Source organism: Shewanella sp. MTB7 (assembly GCF_027571385.1).
Classification (GTDB): domain Bacteria; phylum Pseudomonadota; class Gammaproteobacteria; order Enterobacterales; family Shewanellaceae; genus Shewanella.
In genome coordinates this window covers 5,241,361-5,263,856 of the sequence record NZ_CP085636.1, presented here as the reverse complement: position 1 = coordinate 5,263,856, position 22,496 = coordinate 5,241,361, and the positions used below count along the sequence as shown (strand labels likewise).

The 22,496-nt window shown below is 41.8% G+C and carries 18 protein-coding genes and 2 pseudogenes; 4 read left to right on the top strand and 16 right to left on the bottom strand.

Translation table 11 applies throughout. The annotated features are described in order from the left end of the window. Positions 1-3 precede the first annotated feature (3 nt). The 6 genes from galE to HWQ47_RS22880 all read right to left on the bottom strand — a co-directional run bounded on the left by galE (position 4) and on the right by HWQ47_RS22880 (position 6,496). Positions 4-1,011, bottom strand: coding sequence for a UDP-glucose 4-epimerase GalE (galE, locus tag HWQ47_RS22905; RefSeq protein ID WP_269968302.1), 1,008 nt, complete (start codon positions 1,009-1,011; stop codon positions 4-6). Between the two features lie 125 nt (positions 1,012-1,136). Continuing rightward, positions 1,137-2,033 (bottom strand): aldose 1-epimerase, encoded by an 897-nt coding sequence (locus HWQ47_RS22900; protein ID WP_269968301.1) that lies wholly within the window; start codon positions 2,031-2,033, stop codon positions 1,137-1,139. A gap of 218 nt (positions 2,034-2,251) precedes the next feature. Next, positions 2,252-3,160: an SMP-30/gluconolactonase/LRE family protein gene (locus HWQ47_RS22895; RefSeq protein WP_269971836.1), complete on the bottom strand. Its 909-nt coding sequence runs from the start codon at positions 3,158-3,160 to the stop codon at positions 2,252-2,254. After that, on the bottom strand, positions 3,144-4,709 hold the full coding sequence (locus HWQ47_RS22890; RefSeq protein WP_269968300.1) for a sodium/sugar symporter: 1,566 nt from the start codon (positions 4,707-4,709) through the stop codon (positions 3,144-3,146). The genes HWQ47_RS22895 and HWQ47_RS22890 overlap by 17 nt, the downstream gene beginning before the upstream one ends. 77 nt (positions 4,710-4,786) lie before the next feature. Beyond that, positions 4,787-5,725, bottom strand: coding sequence for a 2-dehydro-3-deoxygalactonokinase (locus tag HWQ47_RS22885; RefSeq protein WP_269971835.1), 939 nt, complete (start codon positions 5,723-5,725; stop codon positions 4,787-4,789). 3 nt (positions 5,726-5,728) lie between these two features. Continuing rightward, the gene (locus HWQ47_RS22880; protein WP_269968299.1) at positions 5,729-6,496 is read right to left on the bottom strand and encodes an SDR family NAD(P)-dependent oxidoreductase; all 768 of its coding nucleotides are present in this window, start codon (positions 6,494-6,496) and stop codon (positions 5,729-5,731) included. Between the two features lie 472 nt (positions 6,497-6,968). Between HWQ47_RS22880 and HWQ47_RS22875 the strand changes: the two genes are divergently transcribed. After that, positions 6,969-7,706 carry a FadR/GntR family transcriptional regulator gene (locus HWQ47_RS22875; RefSeq protein ID WP_269968298.1) on the top strand — a complete coding sequence of 246 codons (738 nt, stop codon included), beginning with the start codon at positions 6,969-6,971 and terminating at the stop codon, positions 7,704-7,706. Between the two features lie 119 nt (positions 7,707-7,825). Here HWQ47_RS22875 and HWQ47_RS22870 read toward each other — a convergent pair whose 3' ends face one another. The 7 genes from HWQ47_RS22870 to HWQ47_RS22840 all read right to left on the bottom strand — a co-directional run bounded on the left by HWQ47_RS22870 (position 7,826) and on the right by HWQ47_RS22840 (position 17,094). Continuing rightward, positions 7,826-9,292, bottom strand: coding sequence for a sulfatase (locus HWQ47_RS22870; protein WP_269968297.1), 1,467 nt, complete (start codon positions 9,290-9,292; stop codon positions 7,826-7,828). A 92-nt stretch (positions 9,293-9,384) separates the two neighbouring features. After that, positions 9,385-10,896, bottom strand: a complete 1,512-nt coding sequence (locus HWQ47_RS22865; protein WP_269968296.1) for a sulfatase-like hydrolase/transferase — start codon at positions 10,894-10,896, stop codon at positions 9,385-9,387. Positions 10,897-11,376: 480 nt separating this feature from the next. Further along, positions 11,377-12,516 carry a hypothetical protein gene (locus tag HWQ47_RS22860; RefSeq protein WP_269968295.1) on the bottom strand — a complete coding sequence of 380 codons (1,140 nt, stop codon included), beginning with the start codon at positions 12,514-12,516 and terminating at the stop codon, positions 11,377-11,379. Continuing rightward, entirely contained in the window at positions 12,509-12,883 is a 375-nt protein-coding gene (locus HWQ47_RS22855; RefSeq protein WP_269968294.1) for a hypothetical protein, read from the bottom strand. The genes HWQ47_RS22860 and HWQ47_RS22855 overlap by 8 nt, the downstream gene beginning before the upstream one ends. 318 nt (positions 12,884-13,201) lie before the next feature. Next, a complete protein-coding gene (locus tag HWQ47_RS22850; RefSeq protein ID WP_269968293.1) occupies positions 13,202-13,465 on the bottom strand; it encodes a YdcH family protein in 264 nt (87 codons plus the stop codon). 349 nt (positions 13,466-13,814) lie between these two features. Next, a complete protein-coding gene (katG, locus tag HWQ47_RS22845) occupies positions 13,815-16,025 on the bottom strand; it encodes a catalase/peroxidase HPI (RefSeq protein ID WP_269968292.1) in 2,211 nt (736 codons plus the stop codon). Between the two features lie 76 nt (positions 16,026-16,101). After that, positions 16,102-17,094 (bottom strand): cytochrome-c peroxidase, encoded by a 993-nt coding sequence (locus HWQ47_RS22840; RefSeq protein ID WP_269968291.1) that lies wholly within the window; start codon positions 17,092-17,094, stop codon positions 16,102-16,104. Positions 17,095-17,632: 538 nt separating this feature from the next. On the opposite strand from HWQ47_RS22840, the gene HWQ47_RS22835 reads away from it, so the two are divergent. The 3 genes and pseudogenes from HWQ47_RS22835 to HWQ47_RS22825 form a co-directional block, all read left to right on the top strand. Continuing rightward, positions 17,633-18,784, top strand: a complete 1,152-nt coding sequence (locus HWQ47_RS22835; RefSeq protein WP_269968290.1) for a beta-galactosidase — start codon at positions 17,633-17,635, stop codon at positions 18,782-18,784. Between the two features lie 139 nt (positions 18,785-18,923). Beyond that, positions 18,924-19,403 (top strand): annotated as a pseudogene (locus HWQ47_RS22830) (IS4/Tn5 family transposase DNA-binding protein); the annotation flags it as partial. Between the two features lie 97 nt (positions 19,404-19,500). Beyond that, positions 19,501-20,024 (top strand): annotated as a pseudogene (locus HWQ47_RS22825) (transposase); the annotation flags it as partial. Between the two features lie 718 nt (positions 20,025-20,742). On the opposite strand, the gene HWQ47_RS22820 reads toward HWQ47_RS22825, so the two are convergent. The 3 genes from HWQ47_RS22820 to HWQ47_RS22810 are packed head-to-tail and all read right to left on the bottom strand — an operon-like array spanning position 20,743 to position 22,375. After that, positions 20,743-21,105 carry a hypothetical protein gene (locus tag HWQ47_RS22820; RefSeq protein ID WP_269968289.1) on the bottom strand — a complete coding sequence of 121 codons (363 nt, stop codon included), beginning with the start codon at positions 21,103-21,105 and terminating at the stop codon, positions 20,743-20,745. Positions 21,106-21,114: 9 nt separating this feature from the next. Then, entirely contained in the window at positions 21,115-21,855 is a 741-nt protein-coding gene (locus HWQ47_RS22815) for a nucleotide-binding protein (RefSeq protein WP_269968288.1), read from the bottom strand. A 58-nt stretch (positions 21,856-21,913) separates the two neighbouring features. Further along, entirely contained in the window at positions 21,914-22,375 is a 462-nt protein-coding gene (locus HWQ47_RS22810; RefSeq protein WP_269968287.1) for a hypothetical protein, read from the bottom strand. Between the last annotated feature and the right edge of the window lie 121 nt (positions 22,376-22,496).

Here is a 22,496-nt window from a genome sequence, read left to right as displayed (position 1 = left end):
TCCCTATATTCCGCTTGGGTAGTTGGATTGCCAGCGCCACACATCGGCTGTCATCTGTTGCAAGCTACGACTTGCTCGCCATTTAAGCGCCTGTTGTGCTAATGCGGGATCGGCGTAAGAGCAGGGAATATCACCATTGCGGCGAGGAGACACTTCATAGGGGATAGACTGACCGCTTGCTTCGGCAAAACTGTTCACTATCTCTAAGACCGAATAGCCTTGGCCAGTACCCAAGTTGTAAGCAAAAAAACCGGTTTGTCCCATCTTTGCTTGTAATGCCCGAACATGGCCTTCAGCTAAGTCCATCACATGAATGTAGTCTCTGATGCCAGTGCCATCTGTAGTGGGGTAATCGTTACCAAACACTTGTAACTTAGCGCGTTTACCAACGGCGACTTGGGCAATAAAGGGCATTAAATTATTAGGGATACCCAATGGATTTTCACCGAGTAAGCCTGACTCATGGGCACCAACTGGATTGAAATAGCGCAATGAGATAGCCTGCCATTGAGGTTGAGCTGCGCAGGTATCCTTTAGCATTTGCTCTACCATCACCTTGGTCCAGCCGTAAGGATTCGTTGCTCGAATTGGGTGAGATTCATTAATTGGAATGTGATCAGGATCGCCATACACTGTCGCCGATGAACTGAACACAATATTGCGAACCCCGCACTCTTCCATGGCGTTTAATAGTGACAGGCTCCCAGCGACGTTATTGTCGTAATAGCGTAGTGGATACTCTGTTGACTCTCCGACCGCTTTCAACGCTGCAAAATGAATCACAGCTTCACAAGCGTGCTGTGTCATTACTTGCTGTAATAAATGCGTATCTCGTATGTCACCTTCAACAAATGCCTGCTTACAATTACTGATGCGGCAAAGCTGTTGCAATACCCCAGTGCTCGAATTAGATAAATTGTCATAAATAATCGGTTCGAACCCGGCATTCACCAGCGCCAAACACGTGTGGCTGCCGATATAGCCCATTCCTCCGGTAACCAAAACTTTCACCTTACATACACCCCATTTATACTTATAATTAATAACAATCTTATTTATACTATAAATAAGATTAAAAGCAAGGCTAACATATTTGTTTCACTAATATAGAGGTTACATAAGTGTCACAAATGCTATTAGGTTGGCGTCTCCAGCTTTGTAGGAAATAGCTCCATCCAGATCTTCAGCGTCTCTCCTGGTGCCAACAAGGTGACGCCAGTACTGGTGTCGCCTTGTTGGTGTCGATTAAAGCCATCAACACACATACTCTGTGGTTCGACACAGAAGTAATCTTCATTATCAGGAGTAAAAATTTGCAGAAAGCGGCAATTATTGGATGCTCGTATATCCAACTGACTTCCAGATCCAGGCCAGATTATTTTTGTGTGACCATCAAAGCCTTCAAATAGATTGTCCAAATTTGAGTTAGCTAGAGGAAAGCCTATTAGACTCGCCATGGTGTCCGGTGCGGGAACCCGTGAGGTCGGCATGGCATCATTATCAACCAGCCACTTTTCGCTGCAATGAGTGATAAAGCGTACGTCGGGTGTTAATGGAAAGTAGGGATGGAACCCAAGTCCTGCTGGCATCAGTTGCTGACTATGATTGGTCACTGTCATTTCGACACGTACGCTACGGCGACTGAGCGTAAAGAGCTGACGGGCCAAATAGCAAAAAGGCCATCTCTGCCCCTCTTCGTTATGGCTAAGTAGAATTTGATTGAGTGAGACATGTTCTGTCACCCAAGGCTGCTGCCAACCAAAGCCATGGATAGCATGGGGTTCTGGAGGATGATTGGCACTTAACTGCACAGCTTGGTCTTGCCAATGAAATAGGCCATTTCGGATACGATTACAAAAAGGCACCATAGGAAAACTCGCTGTATTCAACACATGTTCTACGTTGCCTGAATTGCGTAAAAATGGTTGCCAATTGCCACTTATCAAGGCTTCAAAGCTGAGTATGCTCCCCCCTAACTTTGGTGATACCACCAGACGTAAAGTGTCGTTGGAAATATGGATAAGCTCACTCATCTTGTTTTCTTATATTTACTATTCTTATCGTATTTATACTACAATTAATATAAGTTGACTAGTATTCAAACAGTGCAAACTAACTTTTTGTTACAAATGAATAAGTTTAGCTAATAGAATAGGGATGGAGTTGTAATCAAGAGTATGATTTAACAAGGAATATGAAGTTAGTAAGTGAACAATAATGATAGGGCGATTATCCACTTTAGATAATGAGATTAGAGTCGATAGCGCGGGGTTGGCAAGCCTTGCTTACCGTGGATTTGATAAACCAGTAGGGCTCCTGCCGTTGGCTGCTGAGCTAACTGTTGCTGGTTTAGACCAAGGTTAGCACTGGTAATAAACAAAAGATCCATTGCCTCACCGCCAAATGCCACGCAACTGGGCTGAGTCACGGGGAGATTGAGTACAAATTGAATCTCTCCAGCTGTATCATAACGAACAACTCTGCTACCTCCCCACTGGGCATTCCATAACCCCCCCTCGCTATCCATAATAGATCCATCGGGATGGATCTGTTTTGGTGTAGTGGCAAGCACCTCTGCAATACCAATCTGGCCGGTATTATGATCAAAAGCGTGACGATAAATTACATTGCGATCAGAATCAGCGCAGTAAAGCCAACGATTATCAGGACTCCAACTAAGGCCATTAAAAATCTGGAAGCCTTGTTCGCGACAATCACAAATCCCCTTGCTGATACAGTACAAACTGCCACTGTTCGGGCGTGCTTCATCTGTTTCGACCATACTGCCACACCAGAAACGCCCAGCCGCATCAACTCGACCATCATTGAGGCGATTGCCTGACAAAGTGAGTTCTGGTCTGGCAATCCACTTCAGTTGGTTATTATGCAAACAAAAAAGGGCGAATCCAGAGGCAAATGCCCCTAAGATTAGCCCCTCTTTTTCGGTTAATGCAAAGCTACACAAACGCTCTGGCATCTGCCATTGTTCGAGTGTCTGCTGCTGGGGTTCAAATGCGTACAGCACACATTCTTCTATGTCTGTCCACCAGACTTTTTGAGAGAGGTCATCCCAAAGAACTCCCTCACCAAGCGTGTTAGCGACCGGAACTGAATACAGAAAGGTCGCTTTCACATTATTGTTGTTACCACCAGGTTGCATATTGGCCAACTAGAATTAGCGCCACTGCTATGCCTGCAATGTTATAGCCGCGAGAGGTATTAAAATCGACATCAGATAGTTCAATCACCTTAGGCTGGTCTTTTTTGTGTTCTATCAAAGAAACGGATATCGCCAACAGGCCACAAAGTAGGAAGACGAGTCCAACCCTATCCATAAAGGGAAGTTCCGGCCAAAATATCTTAAATACAAAAGACAATATTGCAGATCCTAGGGCAGCAGCTAAGCCAGCATTCGCGGTGGTTTTCTTCCAGAACATGCCAAACAGGAATAGGATAACAATTCCTGGTGTAAAGAAGCCGGTGAACTCCTGAATATATTGGAAAGCCTGATCGAAGCTGCCCAGTAAAGGTTTAGCGGTAAATAGGGCGATGACTAACGACAGTAAGCTGACGATACGGCCGACTTTAACTAGATGCTTTGCTGCATGCTCTTTTTTACTCAACGGGTTGTAGATATCCATGGTGAAGATAGTGGCAATACTATTGGTCATGGATGCCACTGACGATACAATGGCTGCAATCACAGCGGCAAAAATCAGCCCACGAAGTCCTTCTGGCATCATGGTCATTAACTCTGGGTAAGCTCTATCAGGTCTGTCTAGATCTGGCAGCAAGAGGTAAGCTGCAATGCCTGGTACCACAACAATAATTGGCATCAGCAGTTTAAGGAAAGCGGCGAATGCGATACCTTTTTGGCCTTCTCGTAGGTTTTTTGCTGCCAAAGTGCGTTGAATAATATATTGATTGAATCCCCAGTAAGATAGGTTCATCACCCACATACCGCCGACCAATACAGACAAGCCAGGCAAATCAACATAATGGGGGTGATCTGGCGCCAAAATCATGTCGAACTTTTCTGGTGCTTGAGTGAGGATATTATTGATCCCAGCCATAATACCGTCACCAGCGCCTAATAACTCAAGCGTGGTATAAGTCAGGAATAAACCGCCGAATATCAGTAATACGACCTGAATAATGTCGGTATAGGCTACGGCTTTCAATCCGCCATAAAGAGAATAGGCAATAGAGAATAAGCATAAAAAGCCCATGCCGTAGAGCATGTCTACGCCTGCAATCGTATTGATGGCAAGTGCACCGAGCCACAATACTGACGTCAGGTTGACAAAAATGTACACCCCAAGCCAAAAAATCGCCATTGTTAGTCGAACTCTGAAGTCAAAGCGCTGTTCTAAAAACTGCGGCATGGTGTATATCTTTTTCTGCAAAAAGATTGGCAAGAAATATTTCCCAACGATAATCAAAGTAATGGCGGCCATCCACTCATAGGAAGCGATAGCCAATCCGATTTTGTAACCGGAACCTGACATGCCAATAATTTGTTCTGCTGATATATTGGCTGCAATTAATGACGCACCAATAGCCCACCAAGGAAGGCTGTTGCCCGCAAGAAAGTAATCGTTGGCATCTTTTACATGACCGGCTTTTTCTCGCGATACGAAGAACGCAATTGTGATCAGAGCCACCACATAAAAGGCAACAACAGACAGATCTAACATGGTTAATTCCATATACTTCCCCACTTGAGCATATTATTATTTCAATTTGACCATTTACCAGATGTTTCTGGTGACATAATGGCCACGACTTACTCCTGCAAAACTGCACGGTAGATGGCGGAAAATCCGCTCAAACACGTCTGTTTATCATCTATATTTTCAGTGCAAAGGTTTTTCATTGTTAAACTTTTTTCAAATAAGCGGCATAAAGACTGGCTACCAATTAAGGTAATCGAGACTAACTCATCAATTTTCCACTCAGGTGCCATTAACGCAGCCTTGACATCACTTCCTATCAACAATCCCGATAAGTAAGATTGAGCCTGCTCTGGCTTCAAATCGCCTAATACCTGCAAGGTACGAACACTAAATAAGTTATGTACAAACTGACCATAATCGCTATCAAGGGTGAGTCTTACACCTCGTTCAAAGGCCAGCATATCCATCTCAACGGTTTGGTGTTGTATAAGCACACTTTGGTGACTGAGTAGATCAAATAACTCACCGGTGATCGCCGTTTTGAAAACGGTTATTAGGCCGTTTTCTACCAATACCCATTTAGTATGGGTGCCAGGTAAGCACAACAGATGTTTACCTTGGCGATGGGCTTCATCTAATCTAAGCCAGCCCAAAACATGGGTTTCTTCACCTCGCATTACATCCCGATGAACTCCAGGTTCAATACAGCTAACCCCAGGAACCAGATAGACTTTGTGACCTGCAGATTTGAACCGTACAAGGTGTTTAGCCACATCTTCTGGTGATACTGGACAAAAAAGATAAGGCGCTTCGTGCCAGCCCAAACTAGAACCTATATGGCCCGACATGAAAATGGGCAACAGGCCATGTTGTTTGCTCCAAGGCGCTATCGCGTTAGTGAGTTCAGCCTCGAACTCGCGGCCAATCTTAGTCACACCAGGTCCTGTGATCTGTTCTAATACTCTGAGGCCATCGTTACTTTCAGCACACAAATAGGCTCTTAAGCAACTGGCCCCCCAGTCAATCACGATTACATCAGCTTGCCCCATCACTTATATTCTGCCTCCGTCAATCACCATGCACTGACCAGTGATAAATGTGCTGTCATCAGAGGCTAAAAACAGTGCCAAACGGGCAATCTCCTCTGGTGTAATACGTTTCTGTATGGCAACCATTTCCATTAGTTGTTGCTCTTGTTCAGGTGACAGCCATTGCTCTAGTTGACGCTCTGTGGCTACCCAGCCAGGCACAATGGCATTAACTCTGACGTGGTCACCACCATAATCCTTTGCCAAGGCTTTAGTCATCCCAGCAAGCCCAGCTTTAGCTGTGATGTAACCCGCCATATTACGTTCGCCGATATAGGCCATGTTGGAACTGAAATTGAGTATTACTCCTGACTGGGCTTCTTTCATCGCCTTAAAGGCTGCTTGGGATGAAAAAAATGCAGGATGCAGATTAATTGCCATACACTGCATCCAGTCCTGTTCATCCAATTCTGCTGCATCATGTCGATTATCGTTGCCAACGTTATTAATCATGACATCCAAGCGTCCTAATAACGCGGCTTGTTCTGCGATGGTTTGCTGCAGTAGCTGTGTGTCGGTTACATCCAGTGGTAAAAAACGCAATTGCTGATCAGCTTTAGGCATCAGTTCATGTAACAGAGCCTCACCAGCTCCGTTGTTAATATCCACAAAAACAACATTGGCTCCCTGCTCAATAAATGCTTTTACAAGTGCAGCCCCGATCCCGGTAGCGCCTCCGGTTACAAATACACCGCGTCCGCCAAGCCGGTAATCAAGCTGTGAGATGGTCATAGTTCTTCTCCTAATCAATGGCCCTAATGAAAAGCTGTATCAGCTTGTTCATTTTTGCAACTTTTTCAACCAATTAAACTCGGTTTAAAAAGGCCATCTTTCGTCCACCACACTGACAATAAATCAATTGAAATACCTTTAACTCATTGCTTGTTAGTGAGTTTTTGATGATGATCAGTAGGTAAATACTATTAATCACTAAGTTTAAAATTATTTAATATAATTATTTTAACAGTGTCTGTATTATCATCTCCTTGCCCTATTATCATATTAATACTATATTTAACATTAAGTCAACTTCTTTCTATTTTTCACTACAGCTTCTACCTGTAACGCTTATATTCATGACGTTTTTTGATTTACTTGTTTTCCAGAGGCTTACATCTGAGGTAGTATGAGCTAACCCCTGACGTTAATAGCATTGTCATAAAAGGGAAATGCATCAGCTATTTACATGATAAATAAGAGTATTATGAATCTACGTGAGAAACACAATTTAACTCATCAACTCTCCCATGATCTTGGGATGGAGATTGTTAAGGGCCGTTATTCTGTAGGAAGTGGCCTCCCATCAGAAGCTGAACTCTGTTCTATATACAGTGTGAGCCGGAGCGCAACTCGGGAAGCTGTGAAAATGCTGTCAGCCAAGGGACTCATCTCTTCACGCCCTAAGCAAGGTATCCGCGTGATGCCAGAACACAATTGGAATCTATTCGATACAGATGTTTTAAGCTGGATTTTAAGCAGTAAACCCTCGATTCAGCTTTTACATGAGTTTACTCAGATGAGAGTGGCAATTGAGCCTCAAGCTTGCGCATTAGCTGCTCTACAAGCCAATGCCGAACAACTGCGAAACATTGAGAATGCGCTGGATAGAATGCGTGATGCCGATAATGGTTTAGATGATCCGTTAGAAGCTGATATTGCATTTCATACCGCAATTCTTGAAGCAAGCTGTAATCGTTTTTTCTACCAGCTCACCAACTTTATCGCGACGGCATTAAGAGTTAGTATCCGTTACACCAATAAAATTAAAGGTGTCCCGGGTGCTGATGTGATCAAGCATCAACATATTTTGGATACCATTAAATCTCGAGACAGTGACGCCGCTTATAAAGCATCAAAAGAGATCTTGGATGAAGCGCTTGAACTTATTGAGTCTCAGTTTATCGAACGAACAACACCTGTGCCTGATATACAACTAAACTAAATCAATTGCTTGAAATACAATACTCGCAGTCTTAAAACGTCACTGTATTCAGTGGCGTTTTTTTCTGTTGAAACTGACTGATTTTTAGAGCGTTTCCAGTCAGCCTAGATTGGTATTACCTATTCAATAAGACTGACTCTTTCTATGTCATTATCTGTGTACCATTCATCCAACAAGTTCAGTAACTGGCGCTTTTTTTCAGGCTCACTGTCCGCTAGATTAACTTGCTCAGCGATATCCTGTTTAAGATTGTATAGCTCGACAGTATCGTGCTCATAAAAATGCAACAGTTTCCAATCACCAACACGAATAGCTTCACTGGGTGTATTACCACTGCCGTGATAATGAGGATGATGCCAAACAACAGGGCGTTGACGGGCAATATCGGGGTTGTTATCCAGCATCAATAAGTCAGTACCATCAATATTCTTTGCTGTTTTAGCACCCGCGACTGCAGTTAATGTAGGGTAAAGATCGACGGTTGTCGTTAAGGTGTCATGTTGGCTCTGTATTTGTTGACCCGGTTGATGGATCAATAACGGGATACGAATGCCTCCCTCATAGATCCACCCTTTGCCAGAACGTAGAGGTAAATTGGCGGTAGCTGTCACTCTCGTGTCTCCCTGCTTGCGAGTAGAGAAGCCGCCGTTATCAGACGTTAATACCACTAGGGTGTTTTTATCCAGCCCCTGTTGTTCCAGTGCTGCGAGTATACGCCCCACAGACTTATCGACTGCCCAAATCATAGATGCGTATTTTGCATCGACTTGGTTAAGCTGAGTGCGACTATCGTGATCTGTATCAATCAAAAAAGCCTTAGCGCCAGCGACTTTATTGGCTTTCTTTTCAAAGTACTCATGTTTATCCGGCCCAGCCTCCAGTGGTGTATGCACCGCGTAATACGACAGCAAGGCAAAAAATGGTTCATTATGATCTTGCTTGAGAAAATCGATGGTCTCATCTGTAAGTCGCTTGGTTAGATGCTCGCCAGGGGTACGGTTTGGCAAATTAGGATTTTTGTAGGGATCGTAGTAACCGCCTCTGGGAGAGCCTTTGTTAAAGCCGCCAATATTGATATCAAAACCCTGATCTGTGGGTAACTTTCCTTCACCGCCCAAATGCCACTTTCCCGCAAAAAATGTACTGTAACCACGTGATTGGAAAGCCTCTGCGAGGGTAAACTCAGATAAGGCTAGGTGGTCTGTTTTCCAGGGTTCTTGCAGCTTGGGTGTTTTTTCTTTATGGCCGGGAAAATGAGTGGTGATTTTCAATCTGCTGGGATGCTTTCCAGTCAACAACGCCGCTCGAGTTGGCGAACAAACAGGTGACGACGCATAGGCTTGTGTATACAAACGACTTTTTGAAGCCAGTGCGTCAATATTGGGGGATTCGTGATATTGACTACCATAAGCGCCTAAATCGGTCCAGCCTAGATCGTCGATTAACAGCAGCAGCACATTGTGAGGTTGCTGAGAAGAATTAACAGCAGATGTTTGTGCCTCTAACGTGTGCAGTGGCTCCAACTGGTGGGCACCGACTCCCACGCTGAGCAGACTGCTTAATAATAAAGAGAACGTTTTTTTCATCACTGTTTTTCCATCTATTTGTATTAAGTAACACCATCAAAATAGCTTGGTTAGCACCAAGCCGGACCTCAAAGGATCCGGCTCTGATGGCGCTATTTAATCCGCAACCTTTCCCAATAACTTGCTTGCCAACCGGCAGGTTTAGCTAAAGTGTCGAACCAGACTTTATAGTCAGCCGTCAGTTGCTTCACTACTGCAGGGTGCATGTTAGCTATATCTTGTCTTTCGCCATGATCTAAGGTCATATCAAATAATTCTGTTGACTGACTATCAGCCCAATAACGTAACATCCAGTTGCCGCTGCGCACCGCCCAGGCAGGTTCGGCTGTCGATTTATCTTCAATCTTTTTACCCTTTGCATCGCGAATAAAACCCCAGTGATGGGATAATTGACTGGCCCAAAATAACTGTCGGTAGTCATCTTTTGCCTGCTTAAGTTTAGGCAATAGATTTTTACCGTCCAAATTGTCAGGCAATGATGCTCCCGTCGCTGCTAATGCTGTTGGCAACAGATCCATGGAGGAGATCACTGATTCATCCACACGCCCCCCTTTCACCAGATGTTCCGGGCCCCAAATGACAACAGGCACCCGAGTTCCACCCTGCCAAACCTGACCTTTATACCCTGTAAATGGTGCATTCGCCGGCAATGGAAATGGTTTACCGCCGGGAGCGCCGTTGTCGCTAAGAAACATTATAATGGTGTTGTCTAGCTGGCCATTTTTCTCTAGTTGCCTGACGATTTTGGCGACACCTTGATCTAAGGCATAAAGATAGGCATAGAAGTTATCCAGATACCTATCGCCACTATTGAAGGCTTGTTGGTATTGTTTAGGTGCAGGTTTGTTTAATGGTCCATGAACCGCGTTATAAGCCATGTAGAGGAAGAAGGGTTTCTCCTTATCGCTGTTGATGAACTCCAGCGCATGATCGGTCAATTGATCGGTGAGGTACCCTTCAGCCTTAACCGGCTTACGATTTTTTTTGAGTATCTTGGAACCATAATAAGGCGTGCCAGAGCGGTCAAAACCAAAAAAGTAGTCAAAGCCCCTGTCGAGTGGATGCTGAGGTAACTCATCAGTACCTTTATCATTACCTTTGGTTAGATGCCACTTGCCGATGGCAGCTGTGCGATAGCCAGCTTTTCGGAAATTATTGGCTAGTATATTCTCAGAAACAGGGACGCCAGCGGCTTTAACATCGGCATTATTATATACGCCAAAGCGTTGAGGATAACGAGCTGTCATCAAGGCTGCTCGGCTGGGACCACACAAAGGGCTAGGCACATAGGCATTGGTAAATCTTACCCCTTCACTGGCTAGTTGAGTCAGCATAGGGGTGGCTTTCTGAGCATATTCTCGTGCTAATGACGGAGTGTGACGCGCGCTGTCACGCTTAAGGTTCTGTGGGTTATAGCTATCAGCAGTTGCTAAATCTAGGTTCATTGCCACATGACCAAACCCCATATCATCGGCTAAGACCACGACCACATTGGGTTGAGTTTGCTCAGCTGCGATAGCTGAGCCCCACAATAGAAGACCCATTGCTGGCCAGCGTAACGAAGTCGTAATGTTGATGGTCATTTTTTTAATCGGTATTTTCATTATCGGGTATCCCAAATTGAGTTAACCAAATAAATATCATTTATCATATAAATGAAACAAGTAGTTTTACATTTTTTTACAAATTGATCAAGATTTGGTTACATGCTTGGGGTGCGTTTCTGATTAAAGCAGAGAACTTATATGGGAAGAGTTTTGATGAAAAGGCAGTTAAACAAGATAAAAATCAGCGCATTATACCAATCAGTATAAGAAAGTGATCTACTCAGAGTCTTTTTGGCAAACTAATTCAAGGCGAATGGATGATGGAATGGTTATTCCCTTGTGAATTCATTTAACGCAGAAGTAGGCAGCCAAAAAGCCGCCTAAAAGGCGAGTTTTAGCGCATCTGATGCTGCGTTAACGAGCTTGAACGTAGAATAACTATGCTCTTCACTCGCTGTCTTGCCTCCGAAGCGCTAAATTCTCGCTGGGTGATCACATCTTTATACCGACTGGTATTACAATAAAGGCGCTTAAGGGTTAGAAATAAATCTTATAACCTAATTCAACCGTTTTCTCATTTTCTACACCAAAGGGGAGCCGGCCAGAAGTGTAGCTAAGTGCTACACCAAATGGGGTCACCAAACTATATGTACGCAATTGAAATGCATCTAAATTTGCATCTTTTACAATGTTTGAAGCACTCATCTCTTCATAAGCCCGATAACTGAAATTAAAGTAGTAGGGAATATTGATGAAATTCTGTAAAGGCAACACAATTGAGGCTTCGCCATATAGTCGTTGGTACGAATCATCTTCACCTAATAGCGCCCTTGGAGTCTCGTCAGAAGGTGCTATTTGTTCAACAGCAAGGCGAATTGAGGGGCGAATGCTGTAGTAACCCATAAAACTGTCTCTAGAAAAATCTTCATAGCCCAGATTTAGAAAGCCACCAATTGTTGTGTTTGATGCCTCAAATGATTGATCTGTCTCGTAACCTATATCTAAGCCATAATCTAAATAAAAGGCGCTGGCAATAGGTTCAAAAAATGCATTGATTTGATTTGCGTCATACAAAATACAATCACGGTCGTTAACATATTCAGCAGTTTCACAAATATCAGGAACGGTTGCAACAGTGACTTTATTTAAATTGAAAGAGGGCACAAGACTGCCGTAAGCCGATAGTTTTGAGACGATAAAGTTAGTTGGGTTTTCATCGGCATTTTGTGTGACCACGCCATTTAAATCAAAGGCAAATTGAAAGGAAGTGTTATATTTCCCCTCACTTTCAAAGTTTTTTCGACTAAAAGACCTTGAGTAGTTAAATCCTAGACCTATGACTGAATCACCTTCCTTTCGGTCCAACATTTTAAATTCTAACTCTAAAGGTAAGGCGCTGAGCTTATCTCGCATAAATGGGCTGGATAAGAGATCGTTCATCACCTCGGAGTCATTAACTCTCTTGGCCAAAGACGCTTTGAATTGATCAGAAAATTCTTCAAAGTTGCTAGGTTCACTGAGCATGACTTCTTTAAACATGGCTAAACGTTCAGTACAAAGCGTTTCATTCAAGTAACTAGGGCAGAGTATTTGAGATGACTTTTCAAATTCATCATCAGCGAAAGCAAGATTAATTGATTGGGTTGCGAGTAATACACCTAATATGAATTTATGCATCCTTCACCTCACCAACACATAAGTATATTTTATTGACTGTGTCAGCTACGGAGCTCAATTTGCTGCCTGCAACACTTAGACTGTCAGATAATTCATTAATAGCCATATCCTTAGTATAATCATCTTCATATTGAGCATCTTTTTGAATGATCATCCATGCATTAAACTTCAACGCGAACTGTTCAGCATGGGAACGAACCATTGCTGCTCCCGCACCGTAAGCAACTTCAATGACAAAGGAATTGGTCCATTCACCTCCTTGTTTAAAAGTGGTTGGTGGATCCATTGAGAGCACGTAATCAACATGCATTGAACGAGAAAATCTCCACAAGAGACGATGAGCTACATTATTAATATCCCATGACATAATAAATTCCTTTTCTATTATTTTTTGGTTTAATTTCGATGGTAAGTCGAGTTAGTGCAATATATTGGTACTGTCCAATATCATATAAAACATACTGATTTATGTTGAATTGGGCAACTGTTCTATTTGATCTTCATATCAAAGCACTAATAAAAAAGAGCGTTCGTTTACATTGCGCTAATGTTGATGGGGGTTGGTATTATCAGTTGAAGGCGAGTAACGAGCTGAAGTCATGATGCTTAGTAAGTGAACTGATAAGGTGATAAACAACAAAAATCTGAGCTGGTGTACCATCCATTACCAGCTCTTATTTTAGATTTAATTTGTTGATATTGCCTTGTCGTGGTGATCTTTTAATAGTTGAAATAATACATCTTTTAAAGTCGCGCGTTTTATTTTTAACAGATGCATATGCTCATCATCGGTTGGGCTGCCAGCTACTTCTAGTTCACGAATTTCATAATCTAATAGGTGATATTGTTTGGATAATGTTTGGAATGTTTCGTCTTTATGATTCAAATAAACAATGTCTTGTTTAAATTCTGGGAAGTCAAAAATAAGTGCATGATTCTCATTTAACATAGGTAACCCCTGAACGGTGAATTGAAACTCATTATTTTGTAATAGCCTGACTATAGCATCATGAAGTGCGAAAAATAGCTCGTTTTGAAGATTTTAACGATCAGGTTAACACTCCTTAATTTTAGTCTGCTTGGTGTGCTCGATCCGACACTTGTCTTGTCCTGTCTGCTGAAATGCGAAGTTGCTCCATCAGGTAAATTTTAAAGTCGGCTTCATAGGGTTGCAGGTCTACTGCTTTTTGCATTCTCGTGTATAGCCAAGTCCCCAGAATAAAGTGTATTTATAATGGGGGAGGGCTATGTTTAACGTGTGATGATAAGGCTACCAATACGCACGGCTTAATCTTCTTTTATTGCAGATTGAATCGGTCATTTGTCATGACCTTGTGCCAAGCTGCGATAAAGTCAGTAATAAACATCTGTTCGGCATCAGCAGAAGCATACACTTCGCTTATGGCACGCAGCTCGGTATTGGAGCCAAAAATGAGATCAACAGGTGTGCCGGTCCATTTTAGCTTGCCTGTTTTTCTGTCATATCCTTCATAGATGTTTTCACTGCCAGGTTTCCTTGACCACTTAACCGACATGTCGAGTAGGTTGACGAAAAAATCATTTGATAACGCGCCAGGGTTATCGGTGAACACGCCATTGTTAGACCCATCAGCGTTGGCAGATAATGCTCTCATCCCGCCGACTAATGCTGTCATCTCCGGTACCGTCAACGTGAGTAGATCCGCTTTATCAATTAACATCTCAGTAGGAGACTTTGTACTGTCCGTAGAGTAGTAATTTCTAAAGCCATCAGCTGGGGTGTTAAGCACTTCAAAAGACGCAACATCTGTCATTGCTTGGCTTGAGTCCATTCTGCCTGGGGCAAATGGCACTTTATTATTAAATCCAGCCTCTTTTACTGCTTTCTCAATGGCTGCTGCACCACCTAATACGATGATATCAGCAAGAGAAATTTTGACCTTTTTAGATTTCTTATTAAAGTTATCTTTAATCTTCCCCAGTGTCTTTAACACTTTAGCTAGCTGTTTAGGATTGTTGACTTGCCAATCTTTTTGCGGGGAAAGCCCGATGCGAGCGCCATTTGCACCGCCACGCATATCGGTTCCTCGGTAGCTCGATGCAGAAGCCCAAGCGGTAAGCACAAGATCTTGAATTGAAAGACCTGACTTCATGATTTCAGATTTTAATTTCGTGATATCAGATTGGCTGACGAGCTTATGGTTTACTTCTGGGATCGGGTCTTGCCACATGAGGACTTCTGTTGGGACTTCATTACCTAGATAGCGAGATCTAGGCCCGAGATCGCGATGGTTTAACTTAAACCATGCTTTCGCGAAAGCGAGTTCATACTCTTTCGGATCTTTTCTAAATCTCTCAGCAATGGCTCTAAATTTAGGGTCTTCTTTGATTGCGATATCGGTCGTGAACATGATGGGGGCATGACGCTTTGTGGAATCATGGGCATCGGGAACTAATTTTGAGGCGGTATCGGTATCGGGTGTCCATTGAATGGCGCCAGCTGGACTCTTGGTTTTAACCCAGTTAAAGGTAAATAAGTTATCGAGGTAATTCGTGGTCCATTGTGTTGGTGTAATTGTCCATGCACCTTCTAATCCACTGGATATCGTATCAGCGCCAGAACCTTCATCACACTTGTTCTTCCAACCTAAACCTTGCTCCTCAATACCGGCAGCGGCGGGTTCTGCTGCTACACACTTGTCAGGCTTTGCCGCCCCGTGGGCTTTGCCGAACGTATGTCCGCCGGCAATAAGCGCAACAATCTCTTCATCATTCATAGCCATACGGCCAAAAGACATTCTAATATCATTAGCGGCCAGTAGTGGATCAGGATTCCCGTGTGGGCCGACAGGGTTCACGTAGATAAGGCCCATTTCAACCGCAGCTAGCGGGCCTTTAAGTTTACCTTTTTTATCACGTCTTTCATCGGTTAGAAACTTACTCTCCGGCCCCCAATAGACGAGATCAGGTTCCCAATCATCCTCTCTACCGCCAGCATAACCATAGGTCTTGAATCCCATTGATTCTAATGCAACGTTACCGGTTAAGGCAATCAGATCTGCCCACGAGATACTTTGGCCGTATTTTTGTTTTATGGGCCACAAAAGCCTTCTTGCTTTGTCCAAGTTGACATTGTCTGGCCAACTATTGAGTGGGTCAAAACGCTGCTGTCCACCTCCAGCTCCGCCTCGACCATCGTGCGTTCTATAGGTTCCTGCTGCATGCCAAGCCAGTCTAATAAAGAAGGGACCGTAATGACCATAATCTGCTGGCCACCAATCTTGCGAATTGGTGAGTACTTTATCGATGTCGCTTTTAACTGCCGCTAAATCCAGTTTTTCGAACTCTACAGCATAATCAAACTCGCTATTCATCGGGCTTGATTCGGCTGCATGATTTCGAAGAGGGGTTAAATCTAACTGCTCAGGCCACCAAAAGTGATTTGATTTTGGGGTTTCACTTGCGGCTGCGGAGGTCGCAGTGACCATCACCGCTGATATCATAAAAGATAGTATTGTTTTTTTTAGCATAATAATGACTCCGTTACATTAAAATATAAGTTCGAATAATATTGAGGTTATTTCGATTTCTTCTATAAAGTAAATTTCATCTGGTCACGACTTTTAAGTTTTCTAATGTGTTTAAAAAACTCGTTATCCCCTGGGTCTCTTCATTTGTTAATGTGATACCAAGCTGATGGAATCCTGTATCTTTAACTGCTTGTTCTAATGTTATTCCGGCACCATCATGAAAATAAGGTGCGGTCTTGGACACGTTTCTTAATGGCGGTACTTTAAATAAAAAATTGTCGGCTGGATCCTGCGTGATATGAGCTCTGCCTTTATCAACTTTATTGGGGTATGGATTGACGACTCCCATTCGGGTAAACATCTGACCTCCGAGAAGAGGCCCGTTATGGCATGCGACACAACCCGCAGTGATAAATGTTTTTAAGCCTGTCTTCTCTTTTGGAGATAAAATATTTTTATCTCCCTTTAAGAACTGGTCAAATCTATCTTCAGATATTAAGGTTCTTTGAAAAGCGGACAGTGCACCTAAAATATTATTAAAATTGAGAGGAGAGACTTGATTTGGGTAGGCTTTAATAAAAAGGTCTAAATAGCCTGTGTCTGTCAACCTAGTAATGGCTTCCCTCTCTGAAGGTAGAGCCATTTCAATGGGATTGAGTATTGGGAATTTCGCTTGTTCTATCAGATTTTTGGCTCGTCCATCCCAGAACTGAGAGAATTGAAAACCAGCGTTCCAAGTCGTAGGGCTATTTCTCGTTCCTGACACGCCTAAAGCACCAACAGACACCGCTAAATTATCGGTGCCTGAGCCAGGATTAGAATCTGTGTCTAATAAGTTATGGCATGAATTACAAGACTGGGTTTTATTGATGGAAAGTTGATTGTCAAAGTAGAGTTTTTTACCCAGTGCTATTTTTATATCATTGTCATCTTTATTTCCTGGCATCTTGTTTGGTAAAGGTTCAAAAAACTGAATAGCGATAGAGTGAATAGAGTTGTCAGGGACTTCAGCGAGTGCTGAATTACAAATTAATAGTAATTTAAATAAACAAAATACTGTATGTTTCATATTTGTTTCTTTTTGATGTCGTGTGTTTAAATTACATTAAAAATGGGTAGGTACAAATCAATTGTATCGATTGTTTTAATAGCTAAAGTAGATTGGCAATAAGGGTATGGTATATAACGTAATACTTTTGTCTATTTAAAATCGAGTGGTACTTGTCTAGATTGGTTATTTTCTTTGTCAATGTGATCTTCATAAATAAGATCTCGTTAATACTCAATAGCATGCATAATATCTCCTGGACGAAGGTGGGAGATTAAAATGTGCCTTGGAAGAAACATTGTTTCTAGTAAGTTAGTATATTCGTAATTTTATTTCACACACATGCTTATACTATATAATTAAATGGTATAAGCATGTGTATTTGTCATTTATTCAATATATTACTTATTTTGTTGGAGTGTTTTATTGTTTAATTTTATTTAAGTTCATTATTAAGATTCTTGTTATAGACCCTATAGTATTATAAATATGATATGTTGTTTTGATTATGTAATCTGTACACACGTTACACACACTCAAATAAAATGAGGATAAAGTAATGAAACAACTAGCTATAACTATATGTATATTAACTATCATGCTGTCTGGGTTTAATAGTATTGAAGCTCACGGAGCAACGCTAAAAAAGTTCCCGAGTGGCTTGGTATTACGAGGTAAGGCACCTAGTGCAACCAGTTTTTGTGATTTCCCTAGAGGTGATGTCGACGGTGGATATTGCCAAATTCGCTGGTCAGATCTGGAGCCTGTAAAGGGGCGGTTTAACTTCAGCCTTATTGATACCGCGATTCAAGATGCACGAGCTTACAATAGTAGAAATGGGATATCTAACCAAAATGGTTACAAGGTGCTTATTCGTATCCGTGCTGGAGTTCATGCTCCACAATGGGTAAAGAATCGTGTTGGTTCTGTTACTTGGCACTTTAAGAATACATCATCAAACCAAACGCACAGTTTACCGCTGTTTTGGCAGGGAAGGTATAAAACTGATTACCGTAATATGATGGCCGCGTTGGCTAACCGATATGACAATAATATCTCAGTTGGAGCAGTAAGTGCGGCGATGTGTATGACGTTCCATACTGAGATTATGTGGAACCGTACAGGTCGCTCTGAAGTGCGTGCGACCAATATCTCTAGAATGCGTAATGCAACTAACAGCGCGGGTAGATCTGCACCTTACACTAATGAAAAAGATTTTAGGTGTCTGCAAGATCAGGTGAATGCTCATGCTGTGTGGCAAAAAACGCCAACGCTGTTTGCCAGCCATCTATACCAACAGTATAACTATGGTACAGGTAACGCATCTACTAGCTATAACAAAACGATTCAGTTGTTTAACTTCTGTCGTCGTCAACTTGGAAATCGTTGTGTACTGGGCAACAATAGCTTACTGCATAATGAAAGAGCTACTGGTGGAAATATCTATCAAGCATTAACTCAAGTTGGTAAACCGCTTTACTTTCAAACTCACGTATTTAGCAACTCAGGTAATAAAACTTTCAACTTCAACAATTTAAAAACTGCGATTCGTGTCGGTGCCAACTTCGGTGGATCTGTGATAGAGCTGCCTATTGGTTGGGATTGTGGCAATATCTATAATAAAACTAACTGTACAGCTTCATTGGCAGATAGTAGATCTGCTGAACTGTCTAATGGCCGCACCTTGGTTAAGCGTAATGCGTTTAACTAACTTAAAATAGCGATGTGGTTAAGGGGCTTTTTAGCTGTCTCTTATACACAAATCCCTGTTAAGAAATTAACAGGGATTTTTTTGAACTAATTTTCAATTTTATGATCCGAACTTTTAACCTTATTAAGGAGATAAAGTGATGATTCATGAACATCTACAGTGGGCACAACAGCAATTTGGGCAATCTGATTTAGGAGATCCTAGAAGAACTGCTCGTCTGGTAAAGTTAGCTTCTACTCTAGCTAATGAACCAGGGAAACCTATCGTGAATGTGACACAGTCTCCTGCAGATATGGAAGGTGCGTATCGCTTTATCCGCAACGATAACATCAAAGCTGAAGCCATCGCTGAGTCTGGTTTTCAAGCCACAGTAGAGCGAGCGCAACAACATGATTTATTACTTGCTCTAGAAGATACCACCACGCTCATATACCAACATCGTTCGATAAAAGGTGACTTAGACCATGCAGGACGCGGTAAGGTACAAAGAGGCATGTTAGCACATAGTATTTTACTGTTTTCACCTGAAGAAAAGAACGTAGTTGGTCTTATTGAGCAATTACGCTGGAGTCGTGATATGAGTAAAGTCGGCCAACGAGAGCAACACGCCACTCGTCCCTAGAACAAATAACATAAATAACATGGCCACCCAGAACTCTGGATGAACTAACAACCTCTGACTAAGCTTTAATAATTGTCGTTGGATTGAGGTTGCTATGGCTAGGCCAAGAAGTACGTTAATCAGTTTAGAAGACACGCCATTTTATCACTGTGTGTCTAGGTGTGTGCGCAAATCCTGGCTTACGGGAGTTGATAAATATACTGGTCAATCTTATGAACATCGCCGAGATTGGGTTGAATCCAGATTGTTAGAATTAGCCACTATCTTTGCCATAGATGTCAGCGCTTATGCGGTGATGTCTAATCATTTTCACTTGGTGTTGAGGATTAATATCTATGAAGCAAATGCTTGGACAGATAGAGAGGTCGTGGAACATTGGCATCAATTATTTAAAGGCACTGATAGCACCCAAAAGTTTGCTAAAGGTGAATTAATTGAAAGTGTTGAAGTTAGTGGTCTAAAGCATTCAATTGCTCAATACCTAAGTAGATTAAGCGATATATCTTGCTAACGTTTTCAAAATAGTTGCGGGCACTCAATGAGCCGATTGCCCGCATGGCGAATAAAGAAGATAACTGCACGGGGCGGTTCTGGGAAGGGCGTTTTAAGTCTCAAGCTGATACAGAGAGAGAAAACTATTGGCAAAGAGCGAGAAAACTCTGGGATCTGGAGGGATCAGTTAAGATCTGGCGGGATGATATATTAAAAAGAGTTTCAAATAGTGAAAATAGAAATTGTGATCTAGGTAGACCTCCTGTTCGAGATTTTTCTTTTCTTTGTTGAATGATTCATTGGGTATTACCTTTAGCAATTGGTGCAAAGCTAAAATCCAATAGGACTAAAAGAATGAGGGTTTAAGCAGATTATGATAACTAGATCATGCCTGATTTAACCAGCCATACCAAGCTAGAAAAGAGTACTAGCTTGGCATGGTCTTTGTTGATTATTCACTCACTAACACGTTTCTGGACATAAATGATTTAGGCTTAAGGCTCTTAAAGTGATAAGTATCATTAGGAAAAATATGGCAAGTGGATATACGGTAACGAGCCTGTAGAATTACTCTTCTAGAAAAAATAGACTCACAAAATGATAAAAATTAAGCCCAAAAACGCGTAGCTGCGTGAATTCTGAGGCAGTAGTCTTTTAAAAAATTGCATTAACGCATTCTCTGAACGTAAATTTCACCCATAATTTCAGCTTGGGAATAATTCTACAGCCTCAACGCCTTGCTAAGCGGCGTGAAATAGTTGGCTAAACTTGCGAGGAACGAGCGTGAGCCAACTGTTACACTGATCTTCACCCAATAAAATAGACACCGTCCGTTTGATCAACGTTATGCACGTTTTTTACTTGATGCAATACTAATCATTTTTTCGATTGAAATATTTAACTTGGAAATTTCACACCCTCTAAATTCATTGGAACCAGTCCAGTGACAAGCTTTCGCTAGGCATCTTTGATATAAATCGTAGTCATATTTTCGCACAGCCTTTGCAGCAGCATTCCATGCATCTGATAACTCATGCTCACTTTCAATATTGGCGAATGACATATCCCTTTGCAGTCTACCTAAATATTTTTGAGTAGAGCTAAGCGCATCAAGAAATAAACCCATAGCTTCCTGCTCTTGAACTGAAGCATTCCTCATCCAACTTTCTAAGCTTTCAAATACCCACTCTAAACTTGGTAAATTCATATGTCAGTCTCACATTGCTTTACTTAAATCAAAAGAAAACCCAGCGTTATTTAACTCTTTAGCTACGTCCATTTTCCAAGCACCACGATCATCTAGGTCTATGTACACAACACCACTAATGTCATTAGGCGTTTCTACATGTCCTTTGACTAAAGCAGTAACCTTAGAACGTCCCAGTTTTCCTATGAAATAGCCATGCTCGAACACAACATTCTGACGAGCTCTAGGAACAAGTTTAGATCCAGATTTTGCCCCTGCATCACATGGTGTATACAAAACTATTGCGTAACCCACATCACTATGGGACTCAATTTTTTCGATAATAGTTTGGCTTGAGCTGGCTTGTTCATGCAAAATAATTGGATCTAGCCCACCTTGTTCAAGAAATCGTGCAAGAGTTATTTTTGCTAATTCATCATGACCATGGACTATAAAAACTTTGTTATTCAACACTTCATCCTTAACAGTATTAGTGCTACTTTCATTTTCACCTTGGATTTTTTCAACCGTCATTTGGTAGCCAGCTTTAATACTACCTAAACCTTCGTGAAACCCTGGCTCAATTACTACATATTCCTCTACACCACCATTTGACATGGAGCGTTGAATTCTGTCTTTTGACTCTATTAAAATATCTGAACGCTGAATGTAAATTTTATTTTTTTGAACACTACCCTTAACATTCTCTATCGTTTCACCGTTAGCTCGATGAATGGTTAAGGTGTCTTTTAACATGCTTGCAAACGCCATTTAATCTCCTTGATGACGGTAAACCACTTAAGTGCATAACGCTCTGTTAGGCATTTTACTACGTTAAAACTTTACTTAGAGTTCTCGGTTCAGAGACAATTTTATTTTCTTTTCTACCGTGGAATGTAGCCATACCATCCATGGTTTTCTTGTCATTAAGAACTGTGAATACGTAAGTCCCCGTATCAAAACCAACACCGTTAGAATCTTCAAAAATTAAAGTAATTTGATTCCCAGATATTACTCCAGAATACTCAAATTTACGTTCTGACTGCTTTCCATCTCGTGTTTTTGATCTGTGGCTACTACCAGAAATGTAACGCCCGTCTTGGTTTAACTTTATACGCCCAACTTTAGTATTTTTATTATTCCGTAGCTCAACAATATCCCATTCACCATCGATGCGAATACCATTATAAAGGCACTTATTCTTAAAGGCTGGCCAAATCCATTTGACAATTACTGCGATAATAATTGTAGCTGTAACACTAGATAGAACACCTACTAAAAAGTCTGACATATTTTATTTATACTCGAAATTTGAATTGACAGCTTAAATGCCTAACGTCTTAGTATAGTGCGCATGCGCGTATATTTTGCAAAACGGGCATGCACATTCAATAAACCTATTATTTAAGGAT

Bases quoted from the DNA above. Each gene is read 5' to 3' on its own strand.
- HWQ47_RS22865 (WP_269968296.1), bottom strand. From the start codon at position 10,896: ATGAAAATACCGATTAAAAAAATGACCATCAACATTACGACTTCGTTA.
- HWQ47_RS22860 (WP_269968295.1), bottom strand. From the start codon at position 12,516: ATGCATAAATTCATATTAGGTGTATTACTCGCAACCCAATCAATTAAT.
- HWQ47_RS22895 (WP_269971836.1), bottom strand. From the start codon at position 3,160: ATGCAACCTGGTGGTAACAACAATAATGTGAAAGCGACCTTTCTGTAT.
- katG (WP_269968292.1), bottom strand. From the start codon at position 16,025: ATGCTAAAAAAAACAATACTATCTTTTATGATATCAGCGGTGATGGTC.
- HWQ47_RS22835 (WP_269968290.1), top strand. From the start codon at position 17,633: ATGAAACAACTAGCTATAACTATATGTATATTAACTATCATGCTGTCT.
- HWQ47_RS22900 (WP_269968301.1), bottom strand. From the start codon at position 2,033: ATGAGTGAGCTTATCCATATTTCCAACGACACTTTACGTCTGGTGGTA.
- HWQ47_RS22810 (WP_269968287.1), bottom strand. From the start codon at position 22,375: ATGTCAGACTTTTTAGTAGGTGTTCTATCTAGTGTTACAGCTACAATT.
- HWQ47_RS22815 (WP_269968288.1), bottom strand. From the start codon at position 21,855: ATGGCGTTTGCAAGCATGTTAAAAGACACCTTAACCATTCATCGAGCT.
- HWQ47_RS22820 (WP_269968289.1), bottom strand. From the start codon at position 21,105: ATGAATTTACCAAGTTTAGAGTGGGTATTTGAAAGCTTAGAAAGTTGG.
- HWQ47_RS22875 (WP_269968298.1), top strand. From the start codon at position 6,969: ATGAATCTACGTGAGAAACACAATTTAACTCATCAACTCTCCCATGAT.
- HWQ47_RS22885 (WP_269971835.1), bottom strand. From the start codon at position 5,725: ATGGGGCAAGCTGATGTAATCGTGATTGACTGGGGGGCCAGTTGCTTA.
- HWQ47_RS22840 (WP_269968291.1), bottom strand. From the start codon at position 17,094: ATGAAACATACAGTATTTTGTTTATTTAAATTACTATTAATTTGTAAT.
- HWQ47_RS22855 (WP_269968294.1), bottom strand. From the start codon at position 12,883: ATGTCATGGGATATTAATAATGTAGCTCATCGTCTCTTGTGGAGATTT.
- HWQ47_RS22870 (WP_269968297.1), bottom strand. From the start codon at position 9,292: ATGAAAAAAACGTTCTCTTTATTATTAAGCAGTCTGCTCAGCGTGGGA.
- HWQ47_RS22880 (WP_269968299.1), bottom strand. From the start codon at position 6,496: ATGACCATCTCACAGCTTGATTACCGGCTTGGCGGACGCGGTGTATTT.
- HWQ47_RS22850 (WP_269968293.1), bottom strand. From the start codon at position 13,465: ATGTTAAATGAGAATCATGCACTTATTTTTGACTTCCCAGAATTTAAA.
- HWQ47_RS22890 (WP_269968300.1), bottom strand. From the start codon at position 4,709: ATGGAATTAACCATGTTAGATCTGTCTGTTGTTGCCTTTTATGTGGTG.